Consider the following 15,406-nt stretch of genomic DNA (forward strand, 5'->3'; position numbering starts at 1 on the left):
CTGTCGGCCATCGCTGCGGAGCCCGGTCGCCTGGCCGCCAGCGGGTCCAGCCAGACGCGGATGGTGAACACCGCGCCCCCGGTCTGCGGCAGGCGACGCAGCGTCTGGCGCTCCACCCGCACGTAGAGGGCGTCGGCCGCGCGCTCCGGGTCGATCTCGCCGATCCGCGCCCGCTGCGCGCTGGAGGAGGGCGCAAACAGTTCGTCGGAACTCACCACCGACCAGTTGCGGCGCTCCAGCACCAGGCCGTCACGCAGCCCCTCGAAGATGCGGGTGACGCGGGTCAGCAGGCGCTCGGCGAAACCGGTCACCGGGCCGTGCAGTTCGGCCAGGTTGCGGCCCACCACGCCGGACGCCGTGAAGAAGCTGCCGGCGGAAAGCGACAGCGCCGTCAGCCGCCATTCTCCGTCGCGCGTCTCCATCAGGCAGAGGTCGTCGGCGACCTGGCGGGATGCGGCGTAGAGCGGTGGCCAGCCACCTTGCGGAATCTCCCGGCCCAGCGCCTGGGCGACCAGCGCCAGCACCTCCGCCTGCCCGCCCCGCGAGCCCGGCGCCTCGGCCCAGACCAGGCCCCCCTGCGCGGCCAGCAGGGTGTCCTTGCGCCGCGCCGGATCGGCCTCGCCGCCCTCGAACCAGGCCCCGGGCGCGATGGGCTTCAGGCCGATGGTGAACGCGTGGGCCTCCTCCCAGGGCGCATGGCGCAGGCTCACCGGGGTCTCCGCATCCAGCGCAGCGCCTGGACGAGGCGCAGCGCCACCAGCACCCCCACGGCGTCGGCCAGCACGTCGCGCCAGTCGCCATGGCGCCCCAGCCCCATGTTCGCCTGCAGCCCCTCGATGGCCAGCCCTAGCCCCAGGGCGAGGCCAGCCACCGCCTTCCAGCGGCTGGGCCAGAAGCCGAGGCCCAGCGCCGTGAGGCTCGCGAAGGACAGCGCGTGCTGCGCCTTGTCCCACAGGTCCACGCTGGGGATCGCGGTGGTGGGCGCCAGCGACAGATAGAGGATCAGCCCCGTCGCCGCGGCGAACAGGGCGACCCGCAACGGCTGGGGCAGGCGATCAAACTGCATGCCGCTTACTTGCACGTCTCGGGCCCTCTCTCTAGCTTCCGGCGCGTTGCGGGATTGGAGCGGACGATGGCGGTCGAGGCGGTGATCTGGGATTTCGGCGGGGTGTTCACCACCTCGCCGTTCGAGGCGTTCAACCGCTACGAAGCCGACAGAGGCCTGCCCCGCGACCTGATCCGCCGGGTGAACGCCACCAACCCCGACACCAACGCCTGGGCGCTGTTTGAACGCAACGAGGTGGACCCCGCGGGGTTCGATGTGCTGTTCCTGGCCGAGTCCACAGCGCTCGGCCACCCCCTGCCGGGTCGCGACGTGCTGCCCCTGCTCTCAGGCGCGCTGCGGCCGCGGATGGTGGCGGCGCTGAACACCTGCAAGCAGCACTTCAAGGTGGGCTGCATCACCAACAATGTGGTCTCCATGCATAGCCCCGGCGCCGACGCGGGCCAGCAGGCGGCGGGCGCCATGGGCCAGGTGATGCCGCTGTTCGACGCCATCATCGAAAGCTCCAAGGCCGGCGTGCGCAAGCCCGACCCGAAGATCTACCTGATGATGTGCGACCTGCTGGCGGTGCGCCCCGAAGCCTGCGTCTACCTCGACGACCTGGGGATCAATTGTAAGCCGGCGGCCGCGCTGGGCATGCGGGCCATCAAGGTGGTGGATGTGGACCAGACCCTGGCCGACCTCGCCGCCGCCACGGGCCTCGCCTTCGCCGCCGAGGCCGCGGCGTGAGCCGGCCGGTGAAGATCGGGGCTGATGCGGCGCTGGGGCGCCTGCCCGGCTGGGTGGGCGGCAGCCAGGGCCGCGACGCGATCCGCCGCACCTATGCGTTCAAGGACTTCAACTCAGCCTTCGGGTTCATGACCCGGGTGGCGCTGATGGCCGACAAGCTCGACCACCATCCGGAGTGGTCCAACATCTACAACAAGGTCGAGGTCACCCTGACCACCCACGACGCCGACGGGGTGACCGAGCTGGACGTCGCCCTGGCCACATTCATGGACGAGGCCGCCAAGGGTCTCGGTGCGAAAGACTGAGGAGTTGACGATGACGGGACGGGTCGCGGGCAAGAAGGCGTTCATCACCGGGGGCGCGCAGGGCCTCGGCGCGGCCATGGCCAGGCGGCTGGCGGCCGAGGGCGCCAAGGTCTCCATCGCCGACATCAACCTGGAGGGCGCCACGGCGGTGGCCGCCGGCATCGACGCCGCTCACGGCGCCGGCACGGCCTTCGCCTTCCCCCTGGACGTCACCCGCGAGGAGCAGTGGATCTTCGCCTTGGAGGAGGCCGACGCGGCCATGGGCGGCATCTCCGTGCTGGTCAACAACGCCGGCATCAGCCGCGGCGGCGACATCGAGAGCCTCAGCCTGGAGGACTGGAAGCTGGTGATGGGGGTCAACGTCGATTCCGTGTTCCTGGGGACCAAGCACGCCCTGAAATACATGCGCCAGAACCAGCCCGGCTCGATCATCAACATCTCCTCGATCGCCGGCCTGATCGCGGCCCACAACTCGCCGGTCTACAACGCGTCGAAGGCGGCGGTCTGGCTGCTCTCCAAGGGCATCGCCCTGCACTGCGCCAAGCAGGGGCTGGCGATCCGCTCCAACTCCATCCACCCGACCTTCATCGACACCCCGATCCTCGACCCGCTGCGCCAGCGATTCGGCAAGGAGGTGGCGGAGGGCAAGCTCGCCCGGCAAATCCCCATCGGCCACATCGGCGAGCCCGACGACATCGCCAACGCGGTGCTCTACCTGGCCTCCGAGGAGAGCAAGTTCATGACCGGAGCCGAACTCAAGCTCGACGGCGGCATCTCGGCGATGTGACGGCCTTGACGCCGCCTGTGGCAGGCCCTCCGCCCCAACTACCGACCCGGCAAGACTCCACTGCGGGTGGAAAGCCGGCGCGGAAGCGGCCTTCAATAGTGTGTCGAGACCTAGCTTGCCTGGCTGCCGCATCGCGCGCGCTCGGACAAGGCCCTTGCGAGCCGGGTCAAGCGAAGAACCAGTCGTTCTGCCCAGTGAGGCTCGCGGGTTGCACCTTTTCCACGGTGGTCACCAAGCTCCAGCCAGAAGAGCCGGCCCCGTCCGCGTCGAAGTAGATCGCCGTGCCGCCCGCGCCGTCCGATCTCAGCTCAAGGTAACGGTCTGCGACTGGATCTGCGCCCTTGTACCCCGCGGCGGTGAAAAGGCCTCGCAGATCGATCATGTCTTCGCCCCGTACGAAGTCGGTGATCCGTGCGCCCCTGGTGGGGATTCGGTCGAAATCGAAGATGTCCTTGCCCGCACCACCGGTGAGCACGTCGCCGCCTCGGCCGGCGATCAGGATGTCATTGCCCGCGCCGCCAGACAGTGTTGCGCCGGCATCATTCGAGATGAGGATGTTATTGAACTCGTTGCCCGTGCCGGATTGGGCGGTCGTCGCCTCAAGCTTTAGGTGCTCGACGTTCGCGCCTAGCGTGTACGCGCTGGCGGTGCTGCGCACAGTGTGGATCCCGGCGCCGGCGTTTTCCACGACCTTGTCGCCGGAGCGGTCGATCAGATAGGTGTCGTCGCCGGCTCCGCCGCTCATGGTGTCGTTGTTGCCTCTCCCGTCCAGCAGATCGTTTCCGATCGTGCCTGCCAAGTTGTCCCTCTTCACTCCGCCGACCACGCTGGTGGTGGGAGCCTCGCTTGGGGCAAGGCTGAAGAGGGTGTTCTGGTGGCTCGGAGTGGGCGCCGGTGCAGGTTCCGTGGTCGTTGTCCCCGGCAGAGTGTAAGCCCGGATGTAGTCGATCTTCATGTCGGCGCCGGCGAGGTCGGTCACGCTGCCCGCCCAACCGCCCGTCGCCAGATTGACGATGATGCTCATCGGCTTGTTCATGTCGGCCGGAGTCGCCGTCTTGAACACCTCAACCTTGTCGACGTACCAGGTGATGGTCGTAGGGGTCCAAAGCGCGCCGTAAGTGTGGAAGCCCTGGCTGCTGCCGGGCACGAAATTGGCCTGGCCGACCGAGGTGTGTAAGCCCGTGGCGTTCGAGTGTGCGCTGGTCCACGCCTCGTTGGCGTCCCCGATGGGGTTCTCCACGATGTCGAGCTCAGGAGGCCAGCTGTAGTCCGCGGTCGCCAGCCAGAAGGCGCCCCAGGTCCCTTTGGCCTCGGACATGTCGGCGCGCATTTCGAAGTACCCGTAGGTCTGTGCGAAGGAGGCCGGATAGTTGGCCTCGCTGGTCCAGGGTGTACCTCCACGCGTGGTCAGCATCCCGGAGGTGATGTTGTAGCCCCATTCCGTCACCTCAGGATTCGTGGTGGGCCGCGCCTGGATGGTCAGGGTGCCGTCGGCGTTCTGAACGAACGGGTTGATCGTGAAGTCGCCGGGATGATCGCGGAAGTAACGGGACGTGTAGATTTGCGTCTCGTTGTTGCCGACGAGAGTGTACGATCCCACCCCTTGAGAGCCCTGGTAGCCGTAGTCTGGCCGCCAGATGCCGGTCGGATTGCTCTGCGCGTCCCAGACGGACAGCGGTCCCGAGAATTCCTCGGCGAAGGTAAGAGCGCCGAGCTTTGAAGGGTCGAACTCCAGCTGGAAGTTGGCCGCCGTAAACTGGGTCGTGAGCAGGTTGCGGAACATCAGTCCGTCGCCGTCGCCGAGGTCGAGCCTCACGTCGGAGCCGAGCTGGGTGAGTTTCGCCTGAACCTGGGCGAAATCCGTCAGGCCTGCTTTCAATCGGACCCTATCCTCAAGGACGCTGAAGTCCTGGATGACGTCGCTGCCTTCGCCCTTCACGACGATGAAGGTGTCAGCGCCCGCGCCTCCGATAAGGATGTCCTGCCCCAGGCCGCCATAGAGCTGCTGCGACCCGGCGCCGCCCTCGATTATATTGTCCAGCCCATTGCCCGCGCCGTAGGTCCCGCTGTTCTCGACCTTGAGGTTCTCGACGTTGGCGTACTTCGCCAGGTCAATGTTCAGCCAGGCCGAGATGCGGTCAAAGCCGCCGCCGGGCTGCTCCACCACCCGGTCCAGCGTGGAGCGGACATAGTAGGTGTCGTCGCCGGCATTTCCGGTCATTAGGTCGCCCTGACCGCCCCAGAAGGACTCGGGCTTTTCGGAGCCCGTCAGCGTGTCGACTCCGTCGGTCCCGTAGAAGTGGGCGACGGGATCAGGCGTCTGGCTCGCGGCAGACCCGTCGTACTTGTAAAGAGACATTCAGTTTCCCCGACTCGAAGCGCAGCCGCCCAGCTGCGTTTCAGACGTGCGTCAGGACGCGCTGGAGGTCGCGTGGGTCAAATGCCACACCCGCTTGATCGCGCGCCTGTGTCGCAGCCGGTCGTTCCTCAGGCGCTCGCGAGTCCACACCCACGGCGCCTCGTCTGGGGAACCTTCACAGCAAGCTTGATCCGTACTGCGCGGCAGCCCCATTTCGGCGCATGGCGCACACCCGTCAGGCATGTTCCATGACGACTATCCGCACCGGGTCGAAAGCAGCCATCGGCTCACGATCCGCAACGTGGCGCCTGGGCACGCCGCGGACGCCGCGCGGGTTGCCGCCCCAGCGCGGCGCGCGCGGACAGGGGGAGCGTCTCGGTTCAGTTCACCTGGATCGCGCCGACCAGCAGCCGCGCGCCGGGCTTGCCGAGGACGGCGTCGGTCTGGCGCTGCAGGGCGCGGGCGATGAAGTCGGCGTTGGGCGCCGCGCCGGAGGGCAGGCCCGCGGCGTAGGTTTGCACGATCTGGGCGTAGGCCGCCCGCAGCCGGGGCAGCACGCTCTCGGCGCGGTCGCGAAGGGCGGCGTCGGGGATGTCGAGGCCGCAGTCGACGGTCATCACGCCGCGCCGCCCGCCCTGGCGCACGGTGGTTCCCACCAGGGTCTTGATCACCACATAGCTGTCGCCCCCAACCCGCTTCTTCTCGGACTTGCCGGCGGCCAGCGCGCCGGCCGGGGCCAGGGCGGCGCTGGCGACAAGGGTGATGAGGCGGCGGCGAAGCATGCCCGCATAGGGCGCGCCTTAGGGTTAGCGCTCTCTTTACGCGGCGTGCGCGACTGTGGGGCCGGGACGATTCGTCCCGCTGCTGCGGAGCCCCCCTTGGGCCGATTTTCGCCGACCTCCCTGGACCTCGACGGCAAGGTCATCCTGGTCACCGGCGGCACCGGCTCCTTCGGTCGCCGCTTCATCGAGACGGTGCTGGCCAAGGCCGAACCGCGCAAGCTGATCGTCTATTCCAGGGACGAGCTGAAGCAGAGCGAGATGCAGTTCGACCTGGCCGAGAAGTTCGCGCCGGAGAAGCTGGCGGCCATGCGCTTCTTCCTTGGCGACGTGCGTGACCGCGAGCGGCTGATCCTGGCCCTGCGCGGGGTCGACGTGGTGATCCACGCCGCGGCCCTCAAGCAGGTGCCGGCGGCGGAGTACAATCCCTCGGAGTGCATCCACACCAACATCATGGGCGCGGAGAACGTGGTCTGGGCCTGCCTGACCAACCGGGTGCAGCAGGTGGTGGCGCTGTCCACCGACAAGGCCTGCAACCCGATCAATCTCTATGGCGCCACCAAGCTCGCCTCGGACAAGACCTTCGTGGCGGCCAACAACCTGTCGGGCGACATCGGCACGCGGTTCTCGGTGGTGCGCTACGGCAATGTGGTGGGCTCGCGGGGCTCCGTGGCGCCGCTGTTCCAGCGGCTGATCGCCCGGGGCGCCACCGAGCTGCCGATCACCGACCCCAGGATGACCCGGTTCTGGATCACCCTGAACCAGGGCGTTGATTTCGTGCTGTCGTCGCTGGCAGTGATGCGCGGCGGGGAGATCTTCGTGCCCAAGATCCCGTCCATGAAGATGACCGACCTGGCCGCCGCCATGGCGCCTGGCCTTGGCGTCAAGGTGGTGGGCATCCGGCCGGGCGAAAAGCTGCACGAGATGATGATCTCCGCCGACGACGCCAGGGCCACCGTCGACCTGGGCGACCGCTACGCCATCGAGCCGGCGTTCGTGGAGTACACCCGCGAGCCCTTCGCCGGCGGCCGGCCGGACGAGGGCTTCTCCTACGCCAGCGACACCAACGAGGAGTGGCTGTCGGGCGAGGGCCTGCTGGCGCTGCTGCACGACGGCGAGCCGCGCCGGCGCCTGACCGACTGATGGCCGACGTCGTCCTTCCCTACGGCCGCCAGACCATCGAGGACGACGATATCGCCGCGGTGGTGGCCGCGCTGAAGGCCGACTTCCTCACCACCGGGCCCACCGTCGACGCCTTCGAGGCGGCGTTCGCCCGGACGGTCGGCGCCCGCCACGCGGTGGCCTGCGCCAACGGCACGGCGGCCCTGCACCTGGCGATGCTGGCGCTGGAGGTGCAGCCGGGCGAGGTGTGCATCGCGCCCTCGATCACCTTCCTGGCCACCGCCAACTGCGCCCGCTACGTGGGCGCCGAGGTGGTGTTCGCCGACGTTGACCCCGACAGCGGCCTGATGACGCCGGACACCCTGCGCGAGGCCATGGGCCGGCTGGGCGGGCGCAGGCTGCGCTGCGTCCTGCCCGTGCACCTGCGGGGCGACGCCTGCGACCTGCCGGGCCTGCGGGCCGCCGCCGCCGAGGCCGGCGCCGTGCTGGTGGAGGACGCCCCGCATGCGCTGGGAACCACCATGACCTTCGGCGACGTGGCCGAGCAGGTGGGTGACGCGCGCCATTCGGCCATGGCCACCTTCTCGTTCCATCCGGTGAAGACCATCGCCACCGGAGAGGGCGGCATGGTCACCACCAATGACCCGGCGCTGGCCGAGCGCCTGAGGACCCTGCGCAGCCACGGCATGGTCAGGCCGCCCGGCGCCGAGCCCTGGTGGTACGAGATGCCGGAGCCGGGCTTCAACTACCGCCTGCCGGACATCCTCTGCGCCCTGGGCCTGTCCCAGTTGGCCAAGCTCGACCGGTTCGCGGCGCGTCGCCGCGCCCTGGCCAGCGCCTATGCCCAGGCCCTTGCGCCCCTGGCCCCCCTCATTCGCCAGGCCGCCTCCCCCGCCTGGAGCGATCCGGTGTTGCACCTGATGACCGTGCTGATCGACTTCGAAGCCGCCGGCCGGTCCCGGCTGGCGGTGGTCGACGCGTTGCGCGCCCAAGGCGTCGGCAGCCAGGTCCACTACATCCCCGTGCATCGCCAGCCCTACTACCGCGGCCGCTACGGCGCGCTGGACCTGCCGGGCGCCGAGGCCTGGTACGCCCGCTGCCTCTCCCTGCCGCTCTACCCCGGCATGGCGGACGCGGACGTGGGCCGGGTGGCGGGCGCGCTGAAGGCCGCCCTAGGCGGCTAGCCCCGCCTGCTGGATCAGCTCGCGGACGGCCTCCACCTGCTCGGGGGCGTTGGCCAGTTCGCTGCGGGTGGCGTCGTGGCGGACCAGCTTCAGGGCCTCGGCGCGGGCCCGGTTGGCGGCGGGCCCCAGCGGGGCGGTCTCCCCGATCGCCAGTTTCAGCAGCAAGGTCAGCCGGTGCACCGCCGGCGCATTGGCCTTGGCGAGGCTGGCGGCCAGCCGGGCGTGGCTCTCGACCAGGCCGCCCAGGTCGCCGAGCTTGGTCTGGATGGGCACGAAATCCTCCTCCACCAGGCCGCACCGCCCCACCGAGCGTTGCAGGGCGGCCAGCGCCCCCAGCCGCACGGCGGCGCTGTCCGGCCCGCCGCGGATTTCCTTCTCGAACCGCAGAGCGGCGATCACCGCGTGCAGCCAGCGGCCGGCCTGGCGCTTGTTGGCGCCGCCGATGACGTTCTCGGTGAGCCAGACCAGGGCCGCGACCTCCTCGCGGGCCGACTGGCCCTGGCCGAGGTAGGCCTCGACGAAATCGCCGGTGACCAGCATCCGCGAGCGGGCGGAGAACGCCGCCTGGACGTCCTCCAGCGGCAGGAGCTTGCCCGACGCCGCGGTGAGCGACATGGCCAGAGCTCGCAGAATGTCGATCTCGCCCGCGGCGTCGCCGGGGCGCAGCCGCTGGGGCCCGTTCAGTTCGCGCAGGATGCGGCGGCCCAGCGCCGCGCGCACATCGGCGAAGTCCTCCGCCCCCAGCCACCGGGCAAGCCGTTCCGCGGCCGGCGACAGCGGCGGCATCACCTTGGCCACCGAGGCCTCCGTCCTCACCAGGGTCTCCACGGCGCGGCCGCCGGCCAGCCGGGTCATGGCCCCCAGCTTGGCGCCCAGGTCCATGCCCTTGCCGAGGATGTCCTCCAGGCCGGGCTTGGAGCCGAGGATCTCGGCCAGGGGCTGTTCCAGGGTGGCGATGGCCAGGGCCCGCGACGGGCCGGCCTCGGGCGCGGCGTCGGCCAGGTCCAGCAGGCGCGCGACCTTCTCGGCCCAGCTCAGGGCCGGCGCGATGCAGGCGGCGACGCCGGCGCCCAGCAGATAGGCCCGGTCCGGGTCCTTGCCGACCCGCGCGGCGGTGGCGGCGAAGCCTTCCTTGTCCACGTCCGGCAGCACACCCTTGCGGGCGTCGCGCAGCAGCCGCTCGATGGCGCGCTCCACCAGGGCATGGAACACCCGGATCAGTTCGTGGACGGTGGCCCCGCGGGCCTGGGCCTCGGGAATGGCGATCTTCTGGATGGCGTGCTGCAGGTCGATGCCGGAGGCCTCGAGCTGCTCCACCAGGTCGGGGCGGTGCAGCAGTTCGAACGCGGTGGCGTGGTTGCGTTCCAGCCAGCCTTCCAGCAGCCGCCCGATCCGCTCGCGGGCGTGCGGCGTGTAGAGGTCCTGGGGGGTGACGCACAGCGGTTCGGCTTCGACGCGCACCTTAGGCTTGTGGGCGGTCTCCGGGGCGCCGAGGTTCAGGATGGTGGCGGTCTTGAACTCGCGGGTCTCTTCGTCCAGGGCCTCCTTGGTGACCTTGGCGGCAGCCACGCGCCCTTCGGCCACCAGGTCCTTCGCCGTGGCGACGGCCAGGGCGCGGTCCTCGCAGGCCATTTCCAACGTCCAGCCGGCGCCCGATGTTTTTCGGACGTACACCTCGAAATGCACGCGAAGACCGTCCATCTGGTATCCCCCCGGACGGCGCAACGTTGGCGGAACAAGCTTAAGGCTGCGTTGACTGAGCGGAGACTGTGCGGAACACCTGCGGCTTGAGCCCCATTGAGGCCATGGTGCGGGGCGAATAGCCTGAACAACCGAACTCGCGGAGACCTCGACCTCAGATGGCCAAGATCACCCTGGTGGACGACGACGAGAACATCGTCACGTCGGTCAGCCTGGCTCTGGAGAGCCACGGCCACACCGTCAAAGCCTATTTCGACGGCGCCTCCGGCCTCGCCGCCCTGGAGAACGACGCCCCGGATCTGGCGATCCTGGACGTGAAGATGCCGCGCATGGACGGCATGGAGGTGCTGCGCCGGCTGCGGCGCACCTCCGACATGCCGGTGATCATCCTCACCTCCAAGGACGAGGAGATCGACGAGATCCTCGGCTTCAACCTCGGCGCCGACGACTACATGCACAAGCCGTTCAGCCAGCGCCTGCTCATCGAGCGGGTGAAGGCGGTGCTGCGCCGGGCCGGCGTCGACGGCGAGGAACCGCCGCCGGCGGGCTCCGCGGCGGCGGAGGCGTCGCGGGCCATCAAGCGCGGCAAGCTCACCCTTGATCCCGCCCGCCACGACTGCCTGTGGGAGGGAAGGCCCGTGAAGCTGACGGTCACCGAGTTCCTGCTGCTGCAGTCCCTGGCCCAGCGCCCCGGGTTCGTGAAGAGCCGCGACAACCTGATGGACGCGGCCTACGACGATCAGGTCTATGTGGACGACCGCACCATCGACAGCCACATCAAGCGCATGCGCAAGAAGTTCCGGGACGTCGACCCCGAGTTCGACGCGATCGAAACCCTTTATGGCGTCGGCTACCGATACCGCGAAACCTGAGCGGCGGGCCCCCCGGCCCTCGCGGTTCCGCTGGCTGCCCGGAACGCGGCTTGGCCGGCTGATCATCGCGCTCAACGTCCTGGGCCTGGCGATCCTCATCGCCGGGGCCCTGGTGCTGAACGAACTGCGCCGGGGCCTGGTCAATGCGCGCATCGACAGCCTGACCACCCAGGGCGAGCTGATGGCGGACATCATCAACTCCGGCGCTACGGTGGGCGAGCCGGCCCCCTCCATGGACGCGGACTACGCCAACGAGATCGTCCTGCGGATGCTGGCCAATCCGAAGACCCAGCGGGCCAGGCTGTTCGACGCCAAGGGCGCACTGGTGGCCGACAGCGACTGGGTGGTCGACCGGGTGGAGTGGAAGGTGTTGCCGCCGGCCAGGGCCCGCGAGGACGCCAAGGGGCTCAACCTCGACCTGCAGATGCCCAAGCCGGCGCCCGCCCCGCCGGCCGCGGCGCGCAAGGCGCTGGCCGCGGAGGTGCGGAGCGCCCTGAGGGGCCGCCACGTCTCCAGCGTCCGGCGCGGCGAGGACGGCGACCGGGTGGTCTCGGTCTCGATCCCGATCCAGCACGTGCAGGCGGTGCTGGGGGTGCTGACCCTGGAGGCCAGCGACGTGGACGCGATCATCGCGCGCGAGCGCGCCGCCCTGATCCCCTTCATCCTGATCGCCATCGCCGTGACCCTGGCCTCGTCCCTGCTGCTGAACCGCCTGATCGCCCAGCCGGTGCGCAGGCTGGCCCGGGCCGCGGACCGGGTGCGGCTGTCGCGGGCCCGGGCGATCTCCCTGCCGGACCTGGCCAACCGCGATGACGAGTTGGGCGACCTGACCCGCTCCCTGGAAGACATGACCCAGGCGCTGTCCGAGCGGATGGACGCCATTGAGAGCTTCGCCGCCGACGTCGCCCATGAGATCCGCAACCCGCTGACCTCGCTCCGCTCAGCCGTGGAGACCCTGGACCTGGTCACCGACGCCGGCGCCCGCGAGCGGCTGCTCAACGTGCTGAAGAACGACGTCCAGCGGCTGGACCGGCTGGTCACCGACATCTCGAACGCTTCCAGGCTGGACGCGGAGCTCTCCCGTGACCAGCCGCGCATCGTCGACCTGGAGCGGCTGGTGGCCGACATCGTGGCGCTCTACCAGGCCACCGCCAAGCCAGGCGAGGTGAGCGTCCACTTCCAGCCGCCGGGCGGCCTGGAGCCCATCCGCGTATCCGGTCGCGAGGTGCCGCTCAGCCAGATCTTCCGCAACGTGATCGACAACGCCCGCTCGTTCAGCCAGCCGGGGGACCAGGTCAGCATCACCATGGCCAAGGTCCGCGGCCAGGTGCTGGCGATGATCTCCGACAACGGCCCCGGCATCCCGCAGGAGAACCTGGAGACGGTGTTCCAGCGCTTCTACACCTCGCGGCCCAAAGGCGCGGCGTTCGGCGGCAACTCCGGCCTGGGCCTGTCCATCGCCCGCCAGATCGCCGAGGCGCACGGCGGCACGCTGACCGCCGACAATCGGCTGGGCGCAGGCGACGCGATCATCGGCGCGCTCTTCGTGCTGACCCTGCCCGAGGCCGGACCGTGATCCGTCACGCCGGCCTGATCGCTCTGCACGACCAAGCGGGCTGGCGCGGAGTGCTGATCGAGGGGCCGTCCGGCGCAGGCAAGAGCGACCTGGCGATCCGGGCGCTGGACCAGGGCTTTCGGCTGGTGGCGGACGACCGGGTGCTGGTCTGGACGTCGCGGGGGCGGCTGTTCGGCCGGGCGCCCGACGCCCTGCGCGACCTGATCGAGGCGCGGGGTCTTGGGGTGCTGCCCGAACCGGCCCTGCCGTTCTGCGAGATCGCCCTCATCGTGCGCTGCGGGGCGGCCGAGCGGGTCCCCGAGGCCCGCGCCGAGGACCTGGTCGGCGTGACCTTGCCGGTGGTCATCCTCGACCCGCGCGAGCCCTCGGCGCCTGCGAAACTCCGCCGCGCGCTCGACGCCTTTGACGCCGGCCGCAAGAGGCGTATTTAGCACCGCTCGCGGCCGTCTCCGCCGCTCGGGTGGGGATACCCTTTGGAAGTACAGGCATGATCGGGCTCGTGATTGTGACCCACGGGCGGCTGGCGGAGGAGTTCATCTCCGCCATGGAGCATGTGGTCGGGCCGCAGGCGGCGGTGGAGGCGATCTGCATCGGGCCCGAGGACGATATGGAGCGCCGCCGGCGCGAGATCCTGCTGGCCTGCGAGCGGGTCGATACGGGCGCCGGCGTCATTCTGCTCACCGACATGTTCGGCGGCACGCCCTCCAACCTCGCCATCTCGGTGATGGAACAGACCCAGGCCGAGGTCATCGCCGGCCTCAACCTGCCGATGCTGATCAAGCTCGCCAGCGTCCGCGGCCGCCAGAGCCTCGCGGATTGCGTGGCCCACGCCCAGGAGGCCGGGCGCAAGTATATCTCCGTCGCCTCCTACGTGCTGGCCGGCGAGAAGTGAGCGCAAACACCCGCACGGTCGAGATCGTCAACAAGCGCGGCCTGCACGCCCGCGCCTCCGCCAAGTTCGTCAAGACGGCCGCCACCTTCGACGCCGAGGTGATGGTGAGCAAGGACGGCCATAGCGTCGACGCCCGCTCGATCATGGGTCTGATGATGTTGGCCGCCGGCCCCGGCTGCTGCATCGAGATTGTCGCCGAGGGCCGCGACGCCGCCGCCGCCCTCGACGCCCTCGCCGCCCTGGTCGCCGCCCGCTTCGACGAGGACGAGTAGCGGGCGTTTCCTGGCGCCGCCCCTCACCCCGCCGTCAGGTCTTCAGCCGCCAGCCGGTCTTGAAGATCCAGGTGACCGCGGTCAGGCACGCCGCCAGGAACACCAGGGTCATGGCCAGGCTCACGCCAACGCCCACGTCGGAAACCCCATAGAAGCTCCAGCGGAAGCCGCTGACCAGATAGACCACCGGGTTGAACAGGGCGATCGTCTGCCAGACCGGCGGCAGCATGCTGATCGAATAGAAGCTGCCCCCCAGGAAGGTCAGCGGGGTGATCACCAGCGTGGGGATGATCGACAGCTTCTCGAAGCCATCCGCCCAGATGCCGGTGAGGAAGCCGAACAGGCTGAAGGTCACCGAGGTCAGCACCAGGAACAGCAGCATCACCGCCGGGTGGGCGATCTCGAAGTCCACGAACAGCCGCGCCGTGGCCAGGATGATCAACCCGATCAGGATGGATTTCGACGCCGCCGCCCCCACGTAGCCGATGACGATCTCGGTGGCCGAGATCGGCGCCGACAGCATCTCGTAGATCGTGCCGGACCACTTGGGCATGTAGATGCTGAAGGAGCCGTTGGAGATGCTCTCGGTGAGGATCGACAGCATGATCAGGCCCGGCACGATGAAGGCCGCGTAGCTGACCCCGTCGATCTGGGCCATCCGTGAGCCGATCGCGGCCCCAAAGACGATGAAATAGAGCGAGGTGGTGATCACCGGCGCGGCGATCGACTGGACGATGGTGCGGAAGGTGCGCGCCATCTCGAAGCGGTAGATGGCGCGGATTCCATAAAGGTTCATGCGCGCGTGCTCACCAGGCTGACGAAGATTTCCTCGAGCGAGCTCTGCTTGGTCTGCAGGTCCTTGAAGTCCACCCCGCGCTTGGAAAGCTCGCGCAGCAGCTCGGCGATGCCGGTGTGCTCGGCCTGGGCGTCGAAGGTGTAGGTGAGCTCGGCGCCCTCCGCCGCCAGCTCGAGCTGGTAGCCGCCCAGGTCGGCGGGGATCACCGCCAGCGGCTCCTGCAGGTGCAGGGTGAGCTGCTTCTTGCCCAGCTGGCGCATCAGGGCGGCCTTCTCCTCCACCACGATCAGCTCGCCCTTGGAGATCACCCCGATCCGGTCGGCCATCTCCTCGGCCTCCTCGATGTAGTGGGTGGTCAGGATGATGGTGACGCCGTTCTCGCGCAGGCCGCGGACCATCTCCCACATGTCCCGGCGCAGCTCCACGTCGACGCCCGCGGTGGGCTCGTCCAGGAACAGGATGGTGGGCTCGTGGGACAGCGCCTTGGCGATCATCACCCGGCGCTTCATGCCGCCGGACAGCGTCATGATCTTGGCGTCCTTCTTGTCCCACAGGGACAGGTCCCGCAGCACCTTTTCCACATAGGCGTGGTTGGTGGGCTTGCCGAACAGGCCGCGGGAGAAGTTCACCGTGGCCCAGACGGTCTCGAAGGCGTCGGTGGACAGTTCCTGCGGCACCAGGCCGATCTTGGCCCGGGCGGCGCGGTACTCGCGGCCGATGTCATGGCCGTCGGCCAGCACGATGCCCGAGGTCGGGTTGACGATGCCGCAGACCACGCTGATCAGGGTGGTCTTGCCCGCGCCGTTGGGACCCAGCAGGGCGAAGATCTCGCCGCGGCGGATCTCCAGGTCGACGCCCTTCAGCGCCTGGAAACCACCGGCATAGGTCTTGGTCAGGCCCTGAATGGAAATGATCGGCTGCACGCGCTTCCCCCGTGGTCCCCGAGATAGGTCCCTCAGGACGGTTTAA

Annotated in this window: 17 protein-coding genes; 10 read left to right on the forward strand and 7 right to left on the reverse strand. The window is 69.3% G+C overall.

The genetic code is table 11. The features are described from left to right. On the reverse strand, positions 1–710 hold a 710-nt coding region (locus ACLL81_RS05415), incomplete at its 3' end, for a heme-dependent oxidative N-demethylase family protein (RefSeq protein ID WP_411287323.1). Next, complete coding sequence (locus ACLL81_RS05420) at positions 707–1,066, reverse strand: hypothetical protein (protein WP_411287324.1); 360 nt, start codon at positions 1,064–1,066, stop codon at positions 707–709. The genes ACLL81_RS05415 and ACLL81_RS05420, both read right to left, overlap by 4 nt. Positions 1,067–1,132: 66 nt before the next feature. Between ACLL81_RS05420 and ACLL81_RS05425 the strand changes: the two genes are divergently transcribed. From ACLL81_RS05425 to ACLL81_RS05435, 3 genes are read left to right on the forward strand one after another with little or no spacing between them, the layout of a single operon-like run. Further along, the gene (locus ACLL81_RS05425) at positions 1,133–1,792 is read left to right on the forward strand and encodes an HAD-IA family hydrolase (RefSeq protein ID WP_411287325.1); all 660 of its coding nucleotides are present in this window, start codon (positions 1,133–1,135) and stop codon (positions 1,790–1,792) included. Next, a complete protein-coding gene (locus tag ACLL81_RS05430) occupies positions 1,789–2,097 on the forward strand; it encodes a 4a-hydroxytetrahydrobiopterin dehydratase (RefSeq protein WP_411287326.1) in 309 nt (102 codons plus the stop codon). The genes ACLL81_RS05425 and ACLL81_RS05430 overlap by 4 nt, the downstream gene beginning before the upstream one ends. Positions 2,098–2,107: 10 nt before the next feature. Continuing rightward, a complete protein-coding gene (locus ACLL81_RS05435) occupies positions 2,108–2,884 on the forward strand; it encodes an SDR family oxidoreductase (protein ID WP_411287327.1) in 777 nt (258 codons plus the stop codon). Positions 2,885–3,050: 166 nt separating this feature from the next. Here the strand turns inward: ACLL81_RS05435 and ACLL81_RS05440 are convergent, their stop codons facing one another. Next, positions 3,051–5,243, reverse strand: coding sequence for a family 16 glycosylhydrolase (locus ACLL81_RS05440; RefSeq protein ID WP_411287328.1), 2,193 nt, complete (start codon positions 5,241–5,243; stop codon positions 3,051–3,053). Between the two features lie 380 nt (positions 5,244–5,623). Then, the gene (locus tag ACLL81_RS05445; protein WP_411287329.1) at positions 5,624–6,025 is read right to left on the reverse strand and encodes a hypothetical protein; all 402 of its coding nucleotides are present in this window, start codon (positions 6,023–6,025) and stop codon (positions 5,624–5,626) included. A gap of 96 nt (positions 6,026–6,121) precedes the next feature. Here ACLL81_RS05445 and pseB point away from each other — a divergent pair, with 96 nt between their 5' ends. Then, positions 6,122–7,165: a UDP-N-acetylglucosamine 4,6-dehydratase (inverting) gene (pseB, locus tag ACLL81_RS05450; protein ID WP_411287330.1), complete on the forward strand. Its 1,044-nt coding sequence runs from the start codon at positions 6,122–6,124 to the stop codon at positions 7,163–7,165. Next, positions 7,165–8,328, forward strand: a complete 1,164-nt coding sequence (gene pseC / locus ACLL81_RS05455) for a UDP-4-amino-4,6-dideoxy-N-acetyl-beta-L-altrosamine transaminase (protein ID WP_411287331.1) — start codon at positions 7,165–7,167, stop codon at positions 8,326–8,328. Before pseB ends, pseC begins: the two co-directional genes overlap by 1 nt. Here pseC and ACLL81_RS05460 read toward each other — a convergent pair. Then, positions 8,317–10,029, reverse strand: a complete 1,713-nt coding sequence (locus ACLL81_RS05460) for a hypothetical protein (protein ID WP_411287332.1) — start codon at positions 10,027–10,029, stop codon at positions 8,317–8,319. The two genes, pseC and ACLL81_RS05460, sit on opposite strands and share 12 nt — an antisense overlap. A 158-nt stretch (positions 10,030–10,187) precedes the next feature. On the opposite strand from ACLL81_RS05460, the gene ACLL81_RS05465 reads away from it, so the two are divergent. Genes ACLL81_RS05465 through ACLL81_RS05485 form a run of 5 tightly spaced genes read left to right on the forward strand, consistent with a single transcriptional unit; the run spans position 10,188 to position 13,641 of the window. Next, positions 10,188–10,901 (forward strand): response regulator transcription factor, encoded by a 714-nt coding sequence (locus tag ACLL81_RS05465; protein ID WP_411287333.1) that lies wholly within the window; start codon positions 10,188–10,190, stop codon positions 10,899–10,901. Beyond that, complete coding sequence (locus ACLL81_RS05470) at positions 10,870–12,477, forward strand: stimulus-sensing domain-containing protein (RefSeq protein ID WP_411287334.1); 1,608 nt, start codon at positions 10,870–10,872, stop codon at positions 12,475–12,477. Before ACLL81_RS05465 ends, ACLL81_RS05470 begins: the two co-directional genes overlap by 32 nt. Continuing rightward, on the forward strand, positions 12,474–12,908 hold the full coding sequence (locus ACLL81_RS05475; protein WP_411287335.1) for an HPr kinase/phosphorylase: 435 nt from the start codon (positions 12,474–12,476) through the stop codon (positions 12,906–12,908). The genes ACLL81_RS05470 and ACLL81_RS05475 overlap by 4 nt, the downstream gene beginning before the upstream one ends. Positions 12,909–12,964: 56 nt before the next feature. Continuing rightward, the gene (locus tag ACLL81_RS05480; protein ID WP_411287336.1) at positions 12,965–13,369 is read left to right on the forward strand and encodes a PTS sugar transporter subunit IIA; all 405 of its coding nucleotides are present in this window, start codon (positions 12,965–12,967) and stop codon (positions 13,367–13,369) included. After that, the gene (locus ACLL81_RS05485) at positions 13,366–13,641 is read left to right on the forward strand and encodes an HPr family phosphocarrier protein (protein ID WP_411287337.1); all 276 of its coding nucleotides are present in this window, start codon (positions 13,366–13,368) and stop codon (positions 13,639–13,641) included. The genes ACLL81_RS05480 and ACLL81_RS05485 overlap by 4 nt, the downstream gene beginning before the upstream one ends. Positions 13,642–13,675: 34 nt before the next feature. Here the strand turns inward: ACLL81_RS05485 and ACLL81_RS05490 are convergent, their stop codons facing one another. After that, positions 13,676–14,437 (reverse strand): ABC transporter permease, encoded by a 762-nt coding sequence (locus ACLL81_RS05490; RefSeq protein WP_411287338.1) that lies wholly within the window; start codon positions 14,435–14,437, stop codon positions 13,676–13,678. Further along, positions 14,434–15,396 carry an ABC transporter ATP-binding protein gene (locus tag ACLL81_RS05495; protein ID WP_411287355.1) on the reverse strand — a complete coding sequence of 321 codons (963 nt, stop codon included), beginning with the start codon at positions 15,394–15,396 and terminating at the stop codon, positions 14,434–14,436. Before ACLL81_RS05495 ends, ACLL81_RS05490 begins: the two co-directional genes overlap by 4 nt. Between the last annotated feature and the right edge of the window lie 10 nt (positions 15,397–15,406).

This window comes from Phenylobacterium sp. (genome assembly GCF_046590535.1).
In the GTDB taxonomy this organism is placed as follows: domain Bacteria; phylum Pseudomonadota; class Alphaproteobacteria; order Caulobacterales; family Caulobacteraceae; genus Phenylobacterium.